At 36.5% G+C, this 16,924-nt stretch carries 19 protein-coding genes; 2 read left to right on the plus strand and 17 right to left on the minus strand.

Features of this window, described 5'->3' with window-relative positions:
* Nucleotides 1–15 precede the first annotated feature (15 nt).
* The 10 genes from BAQ46_RS21400 to panB all read right to left on the minus strand — a co-directional run bounded on the left by BAQ46_RS21400 (nucleotide 16) and on the right by panB (nucleotide 9,182).
* Complete coding sequence (locus BAQ46_RS21400; RefSeq protein ID WP_000442682.1) at nucleotides 16–534, minus strand: YpoC family protein; 519 nt, start codon at nucleotides 532–534, stop codon at nucleotides 16–18.
* A 3-nt stretch (nucleotides 535–537) separates the two neighbouring features.
* A complete protein-coding gene (gene nth, locus BAQ46_RS21405) occupies nucleotides 538–1,185 on the minus strand; it encodes an endonuclease III (RefSeq protein WP_000933025.1) in 648 nt (215 codons plus the stop codon).
* 15 nt (nucleotides 1,186–1,200) lie between these two features.
* A complete protein-coding gene (gene dnaD / locus BAQ46_RS21410; RefSeq protein WP_000728540.1) occupies nucleotides 1,201–1,908 on the minus strand; it encodes a DNA replication protein DnaD in 708 nt (235 codons plus the stop codon).
* A 120-nt stretch (nucleotides 1,909–2,028) separates the two neighbouring features.
* Nucleotides 2,029–3,216: an aspartate transaminase AspB gene (gene aspB, locus BAQ46_RS21415; protein WP_000761548.1), complete on the minus strand. Its 1,188-nt coding sequence runs from the start codon at nucleotides 3,214–3,216 to the stop codon at nucleotides 2,029–2,031.
* 18 nt (nucleotides 3,217–3,234) lie between these two features.
* Complete coding sequence (locus tag BAQ46_RS21420) at nucleotides 3,235–3,738, minus strand: cell wall elongation regulator TseB-like domain-containing protein (RefSeq protein ID WP_061130703.1); 504 nt, start codon at nucleotides 3,736–3,738, stop codon at nucleotides 3,235–3,237.
* A gap of 7 nt (nucleotides 3,739–3,745) precedes the next feature.
* A complete protein-coding gene (locus BAQ46_RS21425; RefSeq protein ID WP_000358352.1) occupies nucleotides 3,746–3,916 on the minus strand; it encodes a YpmA family protein in 171 nt (56 codons plus the stop codon).
* 251 nt (nucleotides 3,917–4,167) lie between these two features.
* On the minus strand, nucleotides 4,168–6,972 hold the full coding sequence (dinG, locus tag BAQ46_RS21430; protein ID WP_000044928.1) for an ATP-dependent DNA helicase DinG: 2,805 nt from the start codon (nucleotides 6,970–6,972) through the stop codon (nucleotides 4,168–4,170).
* Between the two features lie 129 nt (nucleotides 6,973–7,101).
* Nucleotides 7,102–7,485: an aspartate 1-decarboxylase gene (panD, locus tag BAQ46_RS21435; RefSeq protein ID WP_000490176.1), complete on the minus strand. Its 384-nt coding sequence runs from the start codon at nucleotides 7,483–7,485 to the stop codon at nucleotides 7,102–7,104.
* Nucleotides 7,486–7,497: 12 nt separating this feature from the next.
* Nucleotides 7,498–8,346, minus strand: a complete 849-nt coding sequence (gene panC / locus BAQ46_RS21440) for a pantoate--beta-alanine ligase (protein WP_000691778.1) — start codon at nucleotides 8,344–8,346, stop codon at nucleotides 7,498–7,500.
* Complete coding sequence (gene panB, locus BAQ46_RS21445; protein WP_000853114.1) at nucleotides 8,346–9,182, minus strand: 3-methyl-2-oxobutanoate hydroxymethyltransferase; 837 nt, start codon at nucleotides 9,180–9,182, stop codon at nucleotides 8,346–8,348. Before panB ends, panC begins: the two co-directional genes overlap by 1 nt.
* A gap of 406 nt (nucleotides 9,183–9,588) precedes the next feature.
* On the opposite strand from panB, the gene BAQ46_RS21455 reads away from it, so the two are divergent.
* The gene (locus BAQ46_RS21455) at nucleotides 9,589–9,978 is read left to right on the plus strand and encodes a cupredoxin domain-containing protein (protein WP_061130705.1); all 390 of its coding nucleotides are present in this window, start codon (nucleotides 9,589–9,591) and stop codon (nucleotides 9,976–9,978) included.
* 100 nt (nucleotides 9,979–10,078) lie between these two features.
* Here BAQ46_RS21455 and BAQ46_RS21460 read toward each other — a convergent pair whose 3' ends face one another.
* The 7 genes from BAQ46_RS21460 to BAQ46_RS21490 are packed head-to-tail and all read right to left on the minus strand — an operon-like array spanning nucleotide 10,079 to nucleotide 15,633.
* Entirely contained in the window at nucleotides 10,079–11,059 is a 981-nt protein-coding gene (locus BAQ46_RS21460; RefSeq protein ID WP_061130706.1) for a biotin--[acetyl-CoA-carboxylase] ligase, read from the minus strand.
* Nucleotides 11,044–12,237, minus strand: coding sequence for a CCA tRNA nucleotidyltransferase (locus BAQ46_RS21465; RefSeq protein ID WP_061130707.1), 1,194 nt, complete (start codon nucleotides 12,235–12,237; stop codon nucleotides 11,044–11,046). Before BAQ46_RS21465 ends, BAQ46_RS21460 begins: the two co-directional genes overlap by 16 nt.
* Nucleotides 12,224–13,369 carry an N-acetyl-alpha-D-glucosaminyl L-malate synthase BshA gene (gene bshA / locus BAQ46_RS21470; RefSeq protein WP_071742715.1) on the minus strand — a complete coding sequence of 382 codons (1,146 nt, stop codon included), beginning with the start codon at nucleotides 13,367–13,369 and terminating at the stop codon, nucleotides 12,224–12,226. The genes BAQ46_RS21465 and bshA overlap by 14 nt, the downstream gene beginning before the upstream one ends.
* Nucleotides 13,366–14,070, minus strand: coding sequence for a bacillithiol biosynthesis deacetylase BshB1 (gene bshB1, locus BAQ46_RS21475; protein ID WP_000015666.1), 705 nt, complete (start codon nucleotides 14,068–14,070; stop codon nucleotides 13,366–13,368). Before bshB1 ends, bshA begins: the two co-directional genes overlap by 4 nt.
* 11 nt (nucleotides 14,071–14,081) lie before the next feature.
* Nucleotides 14,082–14,477, minus strand: a complete 396-nt coding sequence (gene mgsA / locus BAQ46_RS21480) for a methylglyoxal synthase (RefSeq protein ID WP_000684755.1) — start codon at nucleotides 14,475–14,477, stop codon at nucleotides 14,082–14,084.
* Nucleotides 14,478–14,491: 14 nt separating this feature from the next.
* A complete protein-coding gene (dapB, locus tag BAQ46_RS21485) occupies nucleotides 14,492–15,292 on the minus strand; it encodes a dihydrodipicolinate reductase (protein ID WP_000658802.1) in 801 nt (266 codons plus the stop codon).
* Nucleotides 15,292–15,633, minus strand: coding sequence for a nucleotide pyrophosphohydrolase (locus tag BAQ46_RS21490; RefSeq protein WP_002108639.1), 342 nt, complete (start codon nucleotides 15,631–15,633; stop codon nucleotides 15,292–15,294). The genes dapB and BAQ46_RS21490 overlap by 1 nt, the downstream gene beginning before the upstream one ends.
* Before the next feature lie 382 nt (nucleotides 15,634–16,015).
* Between BAQ46_RS21490 and BAQ46_RS21500 the strand changes: the two genes are divergently transcribed.
* Nucleotides 16,016–16,897, plus strand: coding sequence for a YitT family protein (locus tag BAQ46_RS21500; RefSeq protein ID WP_000203301.1), 882 nt, complete (start codon nucleotides 16,016–16,018; stop codon nucleotides 16,895–16,897).
* Nucleotides 16,898–16,924: the final 27 nt, after the last annotated feature.

Raw genomic sequence — 16,924 nt, forward strand, 5'->3', positions numbered from 1 at the left:
AAGAAGTCCTTTCTCTTAACGAGAATAGGACTTCTTTTTTGTTATCATTTTCTTTACATATAGTTTTTCTATTTCAATATACAACTGCGCTAACTGAATATAAGAATGATAATTATTCGGTTTCTTTATAATGAACGAATATCGCTCTATAAAATTAACTGGTTGCACTTCCAATTCACTCGTAAAATCTTCTATTTTATTCAAACTATGAACAGGTTGCTCATTTAGCCAATATACAATTGATAATAAATGTGCTGCAAAAAGAATCATCGGACCTTCAGCTTCTTGTTTCTTTCTGTTTCGAAATAAAGTAGCAATGTCCTCATGCTTATTTTTCCATACATTCAACATTACCGGAATACTGTTTTCAATTTCATTCCACGGCTCATATTGTCTTTCCATATCATATATAAAATAAGTCTTTTGTATTGTTTCTTCAAATGACTGTTCTGTATAATACGCAATCGAATTTATACTTTCTTTAAAAAATGGTAAGCACCGAAATTCTCTCGGTATTTCTATCACTCGCTCCATCCTTTATTTCCCCTTCATTCGCTTCTTTCCTTCTCGGCATACTTCTAGTAAAGGGCACTCTTCACATTGTGGTCGCTGCGCTTTACAGTGATAACGTCCAAAGAAAATCATACGGTGATGTGTAACGCTCCATTCATCCATCGGAATTTTCTTCATTAATGTCTTTTCTACTTCTAACACCGAATCTTTCCATCTACAAATCGCTAACCGTTTACTCACTCTCTCTACATGCGTATCAACAGCAATTGCCGGAATACCAAACGCTACCGAAACAACTACGTTTGCTGTTTTCCGACCTACACCTGGTAACTTCGTAAGCTCATCTCGATCTTTCGGCACTTCCCCATTGTAATCATCTAATAACATTCTGCACAATTTTTGAATGTTTTTTGCTTTATTTCTATACAAACCAATAGAACGTATATCTTGTTGTAATTCTTCTAGCGAAACACTTAAATAATCTTCTGGTGTTTTATATTTTTGAAATAAATTTTTCGTCACTTTATTTACAAGTGCATCTGTACATTGTGCAGATAATGCTACCGCGATTACTAGTTCAAATGGATTATCATGAATTAATTCACAATGTGCTTCTGGGTACATATCCGCCATTGTGTCTAAACAATAGCGAATTTGCGTTTTATTTAACATATACTTCCTCCTACATTACTGCTCCAACCAATTATAAAAAGGCACTTTTCCAGTAAATTTCGTCTCTTGTTTTGTCGTTTGCTGCGTTCGTTGTTGATTTGCTCTAAATTTCCGTCCTTGGTTTTGGGCTTGATCTACTGTTTTAATACCATTCTTTTTCCATTCAAATAAAATACGATCAATATATCGGAAATTAAGCTTACCACTCATTACAGCTTCCCTGAGGGCCGCTTGAATTAAATTCGGATGATGTTGATCTTGATCTTCCCACATTCCCAACGTTTCACATTCAAATGGAGAAAGTGGTCTTCCAAATTCTTTTTCAAATACTGTATATAAATTTACTTGCAATTGCTTTATTTCTTTTTGTTCTTCCTCTATTGATTCATTCATTAAGAAATGCAATATTTTTTCCCATAGCGGTTGTAAAGAATAACTTTCACACATCATCGCTTCTGATTTTTGTCCACCTTCTAGTGATAAAAAACCTTTTTGAATCAATGCCTGAATTACTTCCATACATTTCATTTCGGTAATCGTCATCCGTTCTGAAATCTCTGACGGAGTCGGAAATGAATTGCCCGATTCTAAAAATGTATGTACATGAAGTACAACCATAAATTCTGTTTCATTTAACCCTAATTTTTTATAATGCATCATAAGTAATTTTGGAATTGCAATGCTTCCCTGCTCAAACCACTGTAACATCATTTTCTTTTTCATCACCAAACACCTCGCTCTCTAGTATAACACACCTTTCGCTATTTCTTTTTGCCACAATTCGTCAAAAAAACCTCCCTATTATGTAGGAAGGTTTTTGTATTACATTAATAAAATATACAATTAAGCTTGCACTTTACTTTTCATAAACGTGTGAATACGTTCTAATGCTTTCTCCACTTGTTCAAGAGATGTCGCATATGATAAACGAACGTTATTTGGAGCACCAAATCCTGTACCTGGTACAAGAGCTACTTTTTCCTCTTCTAATAGAGCTTTTGCCCAATCATCAACAGTTTCGTATCCTGATAAAGCTACTGCTTCTTTTACATTAGGGAATAAGTAAAATGCACCTTGTGGTTTAATGCAAGTAAAGCCAGGGATTTGAATTAATTTATCATAAATAATGTTTAATCTCTCTTCAAATGCTTGACGCATTGTTTCTACAGGTTCTTGTGAGCCTGCATATGCCGCGATTGCGCCGTATTGAGCGATTGAAGTAGGGTTTGACGTACTATGACTCGCTAAGTTCGTCATCGCTTTAATAAGCTGCTTATTTCCTGCTGCATATCCAATACGCCATCCTGTCATAGAATGAGATTTAGATACACCATTAATAATAAGTGTTTGTTCTTTTAATGCATTAGAAAGCTGGGCAACCGAAGTATATTCTGCTCCACCATAAATTAATTTCTCATAAATTTCATCTGAAACGATTAAAATATTGTGTTCTAAACATACTTCTCCAAGCTGTTGTAATTCTTCTTTGCTGTAAATCATTCCTGTTGGATTGCTCGGTGAATTAATAATAACTGCTTTCGTTTTCTCTGTAATTGCCTCACGCAGCTGCTTCGCTGTAATTTTGTATTCATTATCTTCAAGGCCTTCTACATAAACTGGCTTACCACCAGCAAGCTTTACTTGTTCCGGATAACTTACCCAGTATGGCGTAGGGATGATAACTTCATCACCTTCATCAAGTAGCACTTGGAATAATGTATATAATGCATGCTTTGCGCCGTTACATACAATAATTTCAGACGGATCATACGCAATTCCTTGATCGCGAGTAAACTTCTTCACAATTTCTTGTTTTAACGCTTGTAACCCACCTGTTGGTGTATATTTCGTATGTCCTTCTAACATCGCTTTATGTGCAGCATCCATAATATGTTCTGGCGTATTAAAGTCAGGTTCTCCTGCTCCTAATCCAATTACATCATGACCTTCTGCTTTTAATGCTTGTGCCTTTGCTGTAATTTCTAAAGTTGCAGATGGTGTTAAAGCAGCTACTCGCTTTGCTAATTTCATTTGTAGTTCCCCCTACATCTATTTTTCAATGCTGTAGTGACCAGCATAATCCCCATTTTGAAACTCTAAATAATAATACGTATAACGATCTTCCTGATCAATATATGTAATTTCCCACAACGGAATATCGTTTTGAGCACCTAATTTTACTTTTGTAATTTCTTTTGGCTTTGGCTTCGGCTCATCGCCTTTTCCTGTAGCTTGTTCAGCCAACTTTTGCAAAGCTTCTTTTTCAGAAATACCTTCACTCTTTTTCTTCACAAGGACATTCCCTTTTTTATTAGGCACCCAAACAATAATTTGTTCTCCTTTTTCGTCTGCACCTTGTACGACTGTATATGAAGAATTTCCGTTATAATAATCAACAGATTTTACTTTTGTAAGCTTTGCCTTTTCTTTCGCAATTTCTACAGATTTTTCCTCTTTATGGATTTTCTTTTCCATTGCTTTATTATAAACATACGCCCCATATATTCCGCTAGCAACGATTACGATAACGATTGCAAAGATCCACTTTTTCATTGTATCACTACGTTCTGTAAATCGTAAATACAGCTGTTTCTTTATCTTTTTCGTCTAATGCTAATCCGAACATGAGGTCCTGCTCTTTTAACGTACGATTCAAACTATCAACGATTTTATACAAGTCAGACGAATATTTAATACGCGTCGTTGATAGGACTTCGATTTTCTTATCCATGAAAAAACTCCTCCGTTACACAAAAATTTCTAATTATAGAAGAACGCAATGCGGTTACAATAAGAGTACATTCTTTACAACCCCTGCTTCATCACCCATCTATTATAGCAGGACATGTACAGCAAAAAAAGGTTTCAAGTCGAAAACCGATACATTTTGTATACAAGAAGTAAGAAAAATAAAATTCCTCCTACCCACATTTTTTACGCCTGAAGTTTACATGCACTTCAGGCGTATTTTTCCTTCCAATTTTATTCAATTGGCCGTTCCTTTAATTGTTCTAACAATTCTTCTAGAGGGCCTTCATAAAGCGGAACAGTTGGAATTGATTGTAAAAAACGTTTTCCATAGGAAGCGCTTGTCAAACGACGATCTAGTACAAACACCGTTCCGGTATCTGTACTTGTTCTAATAAGACGACCAAATCCTTGTTTGAAACGCAGTATTGCTTGCGGGAGTGCTAACTTAGCGAATACGTCCTCTCCTTGATTTTTTAACCACTCTCCTTTTGCTTCCATCATCGGTTGATGAGGAGGCGTAAAGGGAAGACGGACAATAACAAGACAACTAAGGGCATCTCCAGGTATATCTATCCCTTCCCAAAAACTACTTGTTCCTAATAAAATTGATTTATCGAACTCTTGAAACTTACGAATGAGACGACTTCTGCTCTTATTATTCACACTTTGCGTTAATAATAAATAGCCTTCTAATTCCTCATCATTTTTCAAATTCGTATATGCTTCTTTCAACATTTCATACGAAGTGAACAAAACAAGCATTCTACCTTCTGTAGCTTTCGCTATTTTTGCAATATGAGCCGACACAGATTCAATATATTCTTCATTACTTGCTTGCTTAATAAAGGGCACATCCGTTGAAACCATTAATTTCATCTGTTCTTCAAAATGGAATGGTGATGGGACCTGTAATGTATTTGGAGCAAAATCATGTAAGCCTAGCTCTTCTTTTATATAGTCAAATGAATCGTTTACTGTTAGCGTTGCTGATGTGAAAATAACACTCTTTTTCTCTGTTAAAAATTCATCAGCAAATCTTTCACCAATATGAACAGGTTGCCCATATAAAACAGTTGAATGAATGGTTCCCTTCGTTTCAGTTTCCATCCATGTCACATATGAATTTTTTTCTAAAATGAGTACTTGTAAAGATTGCGCCATCTTTCTCAACAACTCAATTAAATGCATAAATTCACCTGTAACAACATGCATTTCCCATTCTAATTTACTTTGCAATATATCAACTTGCTTCTCAAGTGTAGAGAGTAATTTTCTTACATCATATACAAAGCGATTTGTTAACTCGGTAATACTATCCCATAACTTACCTTTCTCTACTTCCGTGTTATATCGATAAATGAGTGGCATATTGCTGATCCCTTGTTCCTGCTTTGTTTGTTTAAAGATGAATGCACGTAACATTTGGAATAGCTCATCCGCATCAAATTTCAATTCCTTCAAACTATGACTTACCATGCGAAAAGTAGAACGGGAGGCTTGCTCTGATTTTTTCATCATTTTATATACTTTAGAAAGTACATCATCTGTTTCTAGCGTACCAAGACGAGATAAAACTAGCTGGAAATACATACAGGAGAACTGTTCACCTAATGTTCTACTCGCTGCTTCCTCGATATGATGAGCCTCATCAAAAATAATATGCTCACATGAAGCAAACAGTGGTTCTTCACTTGAAAAATCTTGAAATAATAACGCATGATTTGTAATAACGATATCTGCAAATAATGCTCTATTCTTTGCTCGTTGATAAAAACAACGACTAAACCAGTTGCTTTGCATCCCACCCGGACTATGTACATCACTACAAATCCGGTTCCAAAGTAACTTTCCGCCCTCAGGAATATTTAATTCATCACGATCGCCCGTTTCCGTTTGCAATAACCACACTAAAATTTTTGCCTTCGTGAGCGCCATATCATAATTCTTCTCTTCTTCTTGCAAAGCATATTCAAATTTATGTAGACAAAGATAATGCTTTCTTCCTTTCAGAAGAGCTACTTCAAATGAAAATGGCATTATTTTCTGTAATAATGGAATTTCTTTTTCTAGTATTTGTTGCTGCAGTTGTACAGTTTGGGTACTTATGATGACAGGTTCTTCTTTTTTCTTTGCAAAATAAATACTTGGAAGCAAATATGCAAGTGTCTTTCCTGTTCCTGTTCCTGCTTCAATTAGTGAAAACCTAGAATCTCTTAGCGCTGTATATATTTCCTTCATCATACTCTGTTGGCTTTCTCTTTTTTCAAACTTTGGCATATTCGACTCAAGTTTATCAATTGTCTTATGCAAGAAAGCATCAAATTTAAATGCACATGTTTCACTTAAGTTTAAAGAATAATTCCGTTTTCGAAGGGCAATATTTCGATACACTTCATATCCCTCTGCTCCTTTTTTACCATGCATCATTTTCTTTAAAATATTTTCAGAAAGCACATCCGCTATATCACTTTGAAACACATCACTCAATTCATAAAGCGATTGCAAGGTGACAAGGGGTAACTTCTCAATTTCATTTAAAAATTGTAAAAACAATTCCGCTGTTGCAAGAGCATCACTATCCGCACGATGCGGTTGATCATGCTCTAATTCGTGTTGTTTAGCTAAATCACGTAATTTATAACTATCAGCCGTTGGCAAAAGAATTTGCGCCAACTCAACTGTATCAACTTTTGGACAATGTATTTCTGTATATCCAGCCTGCCTTAATTCTTCCGTTAAAAAATTCCAATCAAAGTGAACGTTATGTGCAACGAAAGCTGCACCTTGTAATAGCTCAACAACCATTGGGGCTACATCTTCAAATAACGGGGCTTGCTTAACCATACTCTCATCAATCCCTGTTAACTCTGTAATAAATGGTGGAATCTCTCTCTTCGGATTAATAAAAGATGAAAAAATCTCTAATATCTCTCCATCTTCCACTACAACAGCTGCAATTTGGGTAATTTTATCTTTCCCATCTTTCCAGGAGTTCCCTGTCGTCTCTAAATCCACAACGACATAACGCTTACTCATATATGTAACACCTCAATTTCTTACCTATCAAACAGAAAATTATATAATGTTACTATACCACGTTTTATCTCATCTTAATGAAAAGATGCACAAAAAAGGCTATCTCCATAATAGAGATAGCCTTCTTACTTATAATATCGTACCCGCTTTTTCAGCACCTAACATTTCAATAATTTGATTATCATCGTCTAATACTGCAATTTTCGGCTCTTGTTTATGAATATTTTCTTCTGCCACTAAACCGTAGCAAATAATAATAACTTTATCTCCTGGCTGTACAAGCCTTGCAGCTGCACCATTCAAACAAACAACACCGCTACCACGTTCTCCTTTAATAACATATGTCTCTAAGCGAGCACCATTATTATTATTTACAATTTGGACTTTTTCGTTTTCTACAATATTTACTGCATCCATTAAATCTTCATCAATTGTAATACTACCTACATAATTTAAATTTGCTTCTGTTACTGTTGCGCGATGTAGCTTCGCTCTCATCATTGTGCGAAACATAGATGCTCCCCCTTATTTAACCGTTAATGTTATATTGTCAATTAATCGTACATTGTCAAATTTAACTGCAATTGCTAAAATGATTCGTCCTTCAATTTTATCCACTACTTGTAGTGAAGGATACGCATATAAATCAGCATAATCTACAGTGCCTTTCGTATACGTCTCAATATACTCCTTCACAAGAGTTGTAATGATTTCTGCATTACGTTCTCCTGTCTCAATTCTTTCTTTCGCTATACATAGACTGCGGTATAAATGAGGAGCCTCTTCACGCTCTTCTGGTGATAAATACACGTTACGAGAACTTTTGGCTAATCCATCTTCTTCCCTTACAATATCCACCGGTACGATTGTAACCGGAATATTAAAATCAGCGACAAATCCTTCAATGACAGCAACTTGCTGTGCATCTTTCATACCGAAATAAGCACGTGTTGGCAATGTAATATTAAATAGTTTCATTAGTACAATCGCAACACCAGCGAAATGACCAGGTCTTTGTTTTCCGCATAACACATCGGTACGCTTCACAACTTCTACTGTTGTCGTTTGTTCTGCTGGATACATTTCTTCTACGCTCGGATAAAATAAATAATCTACACCGTTTTCTTTTGCTACATTTTCATCTCTATCAATATCACGAGGGTATCGATCTAAATCTTCATTTGGTCCAAACTGTAGCGGATTAACAAACACGCTTAAAACTACAATTTCATTTTCTTCTCTTGCCTTACGTAATAAAGTCGCATGACCTTCATGTAAATAACCCATCGTTGGGACAAAACCAATACTTTTTCCACTTGCACGTAGTTCGTTTGTAATTTGCTGCATCTCTTGCACTGTATTTATGATTTTCATTATTGTTTTCCTCCGTATAACGCTAAACATTCTTCCTCTTTCATTGTGAATGAATGTTTTTCTTCCGGAAATTGACCTGTCTTTACTTCAGTTACGTATTGTGAAATCCCTCGCACAATCTCCTCTTGAACAGACGTATATTGCTTCACAAATTTCGGAACACGATTTACGCCATATGAGATAAGATCATGATAAACGAGTACTTGCCCATCCACTTTTTGCCCTGCTCCAATTCCAATCGTTGGAATTGTTAGTTGCTTCGAAATAAATTCTGCTAGCTGCATTGGCACACATTCTAATACAAGTGCTATCGCACCAGCTTCCTCACATCTCTTCGCATCTTCTATTAATTTTTTTGCACTTTCAGCATCTTTTCCTTGTACTTTATAGCCACCTAACACTCCTACAGATTGAGGAGTTAAGCCTAAGTGTGCCACGACAGGAATTCCCGCACTCGTCAAGTAATGAATAGTTGATATCACTTCTCCTGCACCTTCTACCTTCAGTGCATGAGCACCACTCTCTTGAACGATGCGGCGTGCATTCACCATCGTATCTTGAGGCGACACATGATACGACATAAATGGCATATCAGTTACAATAAACGTCTCTTTCGCTCCTCGGCGTACAGCTTTCGTATGATGAATCATATCCTCTACTGTTACAGGTACTGTTGAATCATAGCCGAGCACAACCATCCCAAGGGAATCTCCAACTAAAATCATATCAACTTCCGCTTCTTCTGCTAACTTAGCAGATGGATAATCATACGCCGTTAGCATTGTAATCGGCTCACCTTGCTCTTTCATTTTCAAAAAATCTGTTTTTGTTTTCAAAAACTACTCCTCCTTTATACAGGAGAGAGGAGATGGCCGAAATCATATAAAAAACCCCTCTGGCCATAAAAGGGCAGAAGGGTTGTGTGTTAGTCGGCATTATTCATCCCTCTGTCCCAGTCCGTTATTGGATCAAGGCAGAATCCAAGTTATTATTTTTCGTATTGCTTCGAATCATAGTGCAGTTCGCTCTGATACTGCCCACATTCGAACTAATTATAGCAAACTCCAAAAAGGAATTACTACATTTTTTTGAAAAAATAATTTTTATTCTTATTACGGTATGTGAAATTTATAAGTGAACGATTCAATCATAGAAAGATAAACTTTTTAAATACATGGTATAACTCATAAAATAATGATGCAGGTTAATTGAGGAGATATACTTACAAAAGGAGAATTGCGAATGTCTATAAACAAATGGTTATTTCGATTCATCGGTTTTCTTGTGATGCTTGTGGTAATAACAACTTTAAATTCCCTCAATGTATTTGCCTCAGTTAACGACTTGGCACAACCTATTGCGTCAGCGAAAGTGATTGAAGTTGAGCTAAACGATGATTACTTTAATCCAAACGTCATCACGATTCCAATTAACGAATCAACAACATTACTGTTGAAAAATAAAGGTAAGAGTGAGCATACCTTTACAATCAAAAAACTCGGTATTGATGTCGTCGTCGATTCAGGAAAAGAAAAAAACATTACCGTGAAACCTAACAGTGCCGGTACATATGAATTAATATGTCGATACCATCTCCTCAAAGGAATGGAAGGTAAAGTAATCGTCAAATAAGAAGCAAACTCAACTGGACGATCTTTTAAAATAAAACTTAAATATTAAAAGATTTTATTAATATGGAAATAAAAAAGAAGTTCCAAAAGAGGAACTTCTTTTACTTAATTTCGATATCCGCAGAATGAATATGATGTACTTTTCCTTCATGGTCTTCTAGGAGCAATACACCATCCTCTGTAATTCCTTTTGCTATCCCTGTAATTGTCTCTCTCATCGTTCGAGCGTTAATTTCTTTCCCGATGCTTACAGCGTAACTTTCCCAAAGAATTTTAATGACAGAGAAACCATTTTGTAAATACTCTTCATATAATTTTTCTAGTTGTAAAAAGATTTGTTGCATAAGCTCCGCACGAACAATTGGCTTACCAGATTCAATCGCTAAAGAAGTAGCAATATGCTGAATTTCCTCATCAAAATGTTCTTGCTTTTGATTCGCATTAATACCAATACCCATAATGACAGCATTAATTTTATCAGGATCAGCTTGCATTTCTGTTAATATTCCTACAGCCTTTTTCCCTTGAATTAAAATATCATTCGGCCATTTTATTCCTACGTTTACACCTGTGCACTTTTCAATTGCTTGCGCAGCGCTAACAGCGGCTAACAAAGTAAGTTGTGGTGCATGTTGAACCGGGATTGATGGACGTAAAATAATACTCATCCAAATTCCTGTTCCTTTTGGTGAATGCCATTTTCTGCTTAAACGACCTCTACCCGCTGTTTGTTCTTCTGCCACAACAATTGTTCCTTCTTCTGCACCTTCATAAGCAAGCTTTGCTGCAATATGTTGCGTCGATTCAACGGACTCTTCAAAATACACTGTTCTACCAATATGTTTCGTTTGTAACCCTAACTGTATTTCATTCGCAGTCACTTTGTCTGGCTTACTTGCAATTCGATAACCTAATCGACGCACAGCTTCAAGTTCATATCCCTCATTCCGAAGGTCCTCCATATGTTTCCACACAGCAGTTCTTGAGCAACCAAGTTTATCACTAATCGTTTGACCAGATACAAACTCGCCATCCGCTTCCGAAAAAACTTGCAATAACTGCTTTCTTATAGTAGATTGCATTCTTGCAGCCACTCCCTTATACACTCTTTCTCATTTACTACGTTTCCTTGTACAATTGCTTCTTCAATTTTTTGAATCATTTCAGCAACCCACGGACCTGGCTTTTTATTTGCCCAGTTTAACAAATCATTCCCAGTCACATTCATCTCTTGTCGACTCTTAATTGGCAATGCTTGAAACAACGTTTGTACCCGGTTAACAGCTGTATGATCATAGCTTTCAATCATCGCTTCATATACTCTTTCTGCCATTTCAGCTATATGAATTCCCGTTTTATAAAGAAGAACTGTATCCCAATCCTTCTCCTTTCTCTTACGGATTGTTAATAAAACTGCGACGATATCTTTTATTTTTTTATTCGAAAACTTCCATTGACGTAAAAAGACAGCTGGATGTTCTTCCCCGATACAATATAAGAAAAACGCCCACGCCTCAATGTCTGCTTCAAAAGAATCCCATTTATACTGCGTAGCTTTTAACAATTTCTCTTCTGACATCTGTAAATATGGCAGATAAGAAAATAGTTTCGTTTCTACTAATTCTTTGAGAGCCTTCACACAATATGTGCCAGTTAACAGTTTTTCAAACTCCACTGTAATTCTCTCAATTGCTATATGTTCCAGCAAATGTCCATATGTTTCAATTGCTTGCTTCGTTTTCGTCTCTAAAGAAAAACCTAACGTACTTACGAACCGAATACCACGCATCATTCGCAGGGCATCTTCTTGAAACCGATCCGCAGCATTTCCCACTGTCACAATTTCTCTCTTTTGAATCGCTTCCTGTCCAGCAAATAAATCAACCATTTTTCCTTCTTCTGTCATTGCAATTGCATTCATTGTGAAATCACGACGTTTTAAATCCTCTTCTAATGAACGAACAAATTGAACACTACTAGGTCTTCGAAAGTCTTCATATTCACTCTCTGTTCGAAAAGTGGTTACCTCATAAGGCTCACCATTTTCTACGACAATTACAGTTCCATGTTCAAGACCAACAGGAACATGTCTTGGAAATATAGCCATCACTTCTTCTGGTAAAGCAGATGTCGCAATATCAATATCTCCAATCGGCCTATCGATAATAAGGTCTCTTACGCTTCCACCGACAAAGTAAGCCTCATGCCCTTGTTGCTTTAAAGTCTCAATAATAGAACTAGCTTTTTTAAATCTTTCCATTTTTGTCATCCCTTAGTACATCATAGTAAATCGTTTCATATTGTGAGACGATTTTTTCAGAGCGAAACTGCTCGTAAACACTTTCTCTTGCTCGCTCTCCCATATTACGGTGAAGTTCTTCATCCTTTAATAGCTGAATGGCTTGATCTGCCACTCCTGTTGTATCGCCAACTTCACATAAATATCCTGTATCACCATGTTGAATGACTTCTGGAATACCTCCACCCCTTGTTCCGATACAAGGTACACCACACGCCATCGCTTCTAATAAAACAAGACCAAAACTCTCCTTCTCTGATAAAAGCAACATTAAATCACTCATCGCAAGTAGTTCTGCAACATTATCTTGCTTCCCTAAGAATAAGACGCGATCTTCAATATGTAAATTTTTCACCAACTGTAAAATCGTGCAAAATTCTGGTCCATCTCCAACAAGAAGCAACTTCGCATCTACTTCTGTAACAATTTTAGCAAATGCCTGCACAACATCTTGCACACGTTTCACTTTACGGAAGTTTGAAATGTGAATGAGTATCTTTTCACTCTCACTTATACCGTATTCTTTCTTTAATTGGGTCATATCACGTTTGAAATATACACGTTCGTCTATAAAGTTATATACCGTTTGAATGTCTTTATTTGGTTTTACAAGCTCATGCGTTTCGTTAATTAATGAATGCGAGACAGCCGTCACAACATCAGATTGCTCAATACCAAAACGAATTAAATTATTTAGCGAAGGGTCGGATCCTAACACAGTAATATCTGTTCCATGCAAGGTTGTAACAATTTTAATACGCTCTCCAATCATTTGTTTTGCTAAATAAGCACAAATGGCATGTGGTATTGCGTAATGCACATGTAAAATGTCTAGGTTTTCTCTTTGTGCAACCTCTGCCATTTTACTCGCTAACGCTAAATCGTATGGTGGATATTGAAATACAGAGTATTGATTTACCGTCACTTCATGAAAATAAATGTTTGGATACACTTTATTTAACCGGAATGGTAAACCCGATGTAATAAAATGAATTTCATGCCCGCGTTCCGCTAATTGCTTTCCTAATTCTGTTCCAACAACTCCAGAACCACCTACAGAAGGATAACATGTAATACCTATTTTTAATTTCATTTACATCCCCCTATTAAATCAGCATGTAATAAAACCGGTTTCTTACTCATAAACCCTTCGGCATATAAAACTCCAACTTCTTTTCCAAACATTTTCTCACGGGCGACTACAGTTTCAACGTAACCTTCTGTTAACGGCGTTTTCACACCATCACTCCCTGTTGAAAACTGACTTTCATACGCTTCTAATGCTTCCACCTTTTGCGATACGTATTCACTAATATCTATACAAAAATTCGGTTTATGAAAACCATTAATCATATAATGATAAAAAGACTCCACACGATGTGGTGGAACCTCTGGCATATATTTGCGAATTCCCGCTGAAAAAATAGCTTCTTCCACAAGTTTTGCACAATTTGCATGATCTGGATGACGATCTTCATAATACGGCGCAAAAACTAGTTTTGGTTTATATGTACGAATTACCTTTACAATTTCACGTATATACTCTTCTTTCATATACAAACCACGGTCTGGCATCGCTAAATTTAGTCTCGTTTTTACTCCCATTATACGAGCTGCCGCCTTCGCTTCTTCTTTTCTTAACTCTATCGTTCCGTTAGAAGAAAGATCAGCTTCTGTTAAATCACAAATACCTACTTCATACCCTTGCTTCGTATATTTAGCAATGGTACCCGCCATGCCGATTTCAACATCATCGGCATGGGCACCAAACGCTAATATATGTAATCCACTCATAATTGTTCCCCTCATTTTCTTAACTTGCGGTAATCTAAATCTCCTCGCTCTAATGCGTGCATTAACATTTCAGCACTTGCCATATTCGTCGCAAGTGGAATTGCATATACATCACATAAACGAAGCAATGCATTCACATCCGGTTCATGCGGTTGTGCTGTTAATGGATCGCGGAAGAAAATTACCATGTCTAAATCATTTTTTGCAATCATTGCACCAATTTCTTGATCGCCGCCAAGAGGACCAGATTGATATCTTGTTACAACTAAGCCGGTCGCTTCCATAATACGAAGTCCTGTCGTTCCTGTTGCAAATAATTCATGTTGTTCAAAAATTGGTTTATATGCGTATGCAAACGAAACCATGTCGTCTTTCTTTTTGTCATGTGCGATTAAGGCAATTTTCATCCGTTGTCTCCCCTTTAGTCGATAATATTTTCTAAACCGTACACAAGATGATCTAGATTCATTACTGTCTCAATTGATAGTTTTACACCAGACATAAATGATGCACGATTGAATGAATCATGACGAACTGTTAACATTTGTCCGTCTCCACCAAACATTACTTCTTGGTGTGCAATAAGTCCTGGTAAACGTACACTATGAATATGAATGCCGTCTACATTTGCACCACGAGCCCCTTCTAGTTGCTCTACTTCATTTGGATGACCTTGCTGCTTTGATTCACGATTTTGACGGATTAATTCTACTGTTTTTACCGCTGTACCAGATGGTGCATCTAGTTTTTGATCATGATGCAATTCAATTACTTCAACATCTTGGAAGTATTTCGCTGCCATTTGTGAGAATTTCATCATAAGAACTGCACCAATTGCAAAGTTTGGAGCGATAATTGTTCCTACTGCTTTTTCTTTCGCAGTCTCGGTTAATTGTTTTAGCTCTTCTTCTGTAAATCCAGTTGTACCAATAACAGAACGAAGTCCACGCTCAACTGCTAGTGTAACGTGTTGTTTCCCAACTTCTGGCGTTGTTAAATCTAACAACACATCTGCTTCTACTTCCTCTAAACAAGTATGTAAATCTGCGTAAATAGGTGCATCTAGCGCTGGCATTCCCGGTAAATCAGAGATTTTCTCTCCACCATGCTTATAATCCACTGCTGCTACTAAATTAAAATGTTCCGTTCTTTCCATAAGAAGAACTGCTTCATGTCCCATACGTCCTCTTGGTCCAGCGATAATTACTTTAATTTCTTTCATTATTCTTTCTCTCCCTCATCAATACGTGTCCAGCGATCTTTATCGCGAGTATTAAATTTATTCATTACAATGTTATGTGCTGTTTCTAAATCAATATTTAAACTATTTGCCATACAAATCATAACAAATAATACATCTCCAAGCTCTTCTTCAATACTACGTTCTTTTTCAGTTGTTTTCTTCGGTTTCTCACCATAATAATGATTCACCTCTCTTGCAAGCTCCCCCATTTCTTCCGTTAAACGAGCCATCATTGCAAGTGGACTGAAATAACCTTCTTTAAACTGACCAATATATGCATCAACTTCTTTCTGCATATCCTTCATCGTTTTCGCTTCCATACAATTCACCTCTAATCCTTCCTCTTTCATGTTAGCCAATTCATCGCGATTTGACAAATATTATTCCCCGCCAAACACCTATTTGCGACCCTTTTTGGGAAAGATTATAATAAAGTGAAACTTCTTTTGCGTTTTTGGCAAAAGATTAGCCCGCACCAATCGGGTTCCTACGGCTGGTTTGCCTTTCTTCAGAGCTTTATCTCCTACCAGCCGTTGGAACGGGGTAAAGTGAAACTTCTTTTGCGTTTTTGGCAAAAAATCAACCAGAACCAATCGATTTTTATAGCCTTCACTATTTTCACTAGCAACTAGAAATTACTTATCATTATGTTTTACCGTTTCAGCGGAGCAATGCCATTTACATAATTAGGGGGATTTCTATATGACATCAAATTTGAAGATTCGAAATATCATTTTTATTTTAATCGGTTCCGCTATTTTTTCTTTCGGTATTGTGAATATCAATATTGAAAATCACCTTGCAGAAGGTGGATTTACCGGTATTACACTATTATTGTATTTTCTATTTAAGTTTGACCCTTCTTATTCAAACTTAATTTTAAATATCCCTATATTTTTTATTGGTTGGAAGTTACTTGGAAGAGCGACATTTATATATACACTAATCGGCACCTTTAGCGTATCTTTATTTCTATGGATTTTTCAGCGTTACGAAGTTCTCAACTTACATGTAAACTTACAAAATGATATGACACTCGCAGCTTTATTTGCTGGGGCATTTATTGGTATCGGTCTTGGGATCATATTTAAATACGGCGGAACTACTGGCGGTGTAGATATTATTGCGAGACTCGCTCATAAATATGTTGGCTGGAGTATGGGGAAAACGATGTTTATGTTTGATGCTATCGTCATTATCGTCTCTATCCTTACCTATTTATCATATCGCGAGGGTATGTATACGTTAGTTGCTGTTTTTATCGGGGCGAAAGTCATTGATTTTATGCAAGAAGGAGCCTATGCAGCAAAAGGAGCAACTATTATCTCCGATAAAAACGATGAAATTGCTGCTAAAATTTTATCTGAGATGGAGCGCGGAGCGACCTTTTTAAAAGCTGTTGGATCGTATACAAAAGTGGAACGGAACGTATTGTATTGCGTTGTTGCTAAAAATGAAATCGTGAAATTAAAAAATATTATTACTTCTGTAGATCCTCATGCATTTGTTGCAGTAAGTGACGTACATGATGTAGTTGGTGAAGGTTTTACGTTGGATGAAAATAAAAACCCATTACATACATAAACACAACTAGAAAAGCTTTTTAGCTTT

The sequence above is a fragment of the Bacillus paranthracis genome, from assembly GCF_001883995.1.
Lineage (GTDB): Bacteria > Bacillota > Bacilli > Bacillales > Bacillaceae_G > Bacillus_A > Bacillus_A paranthracis.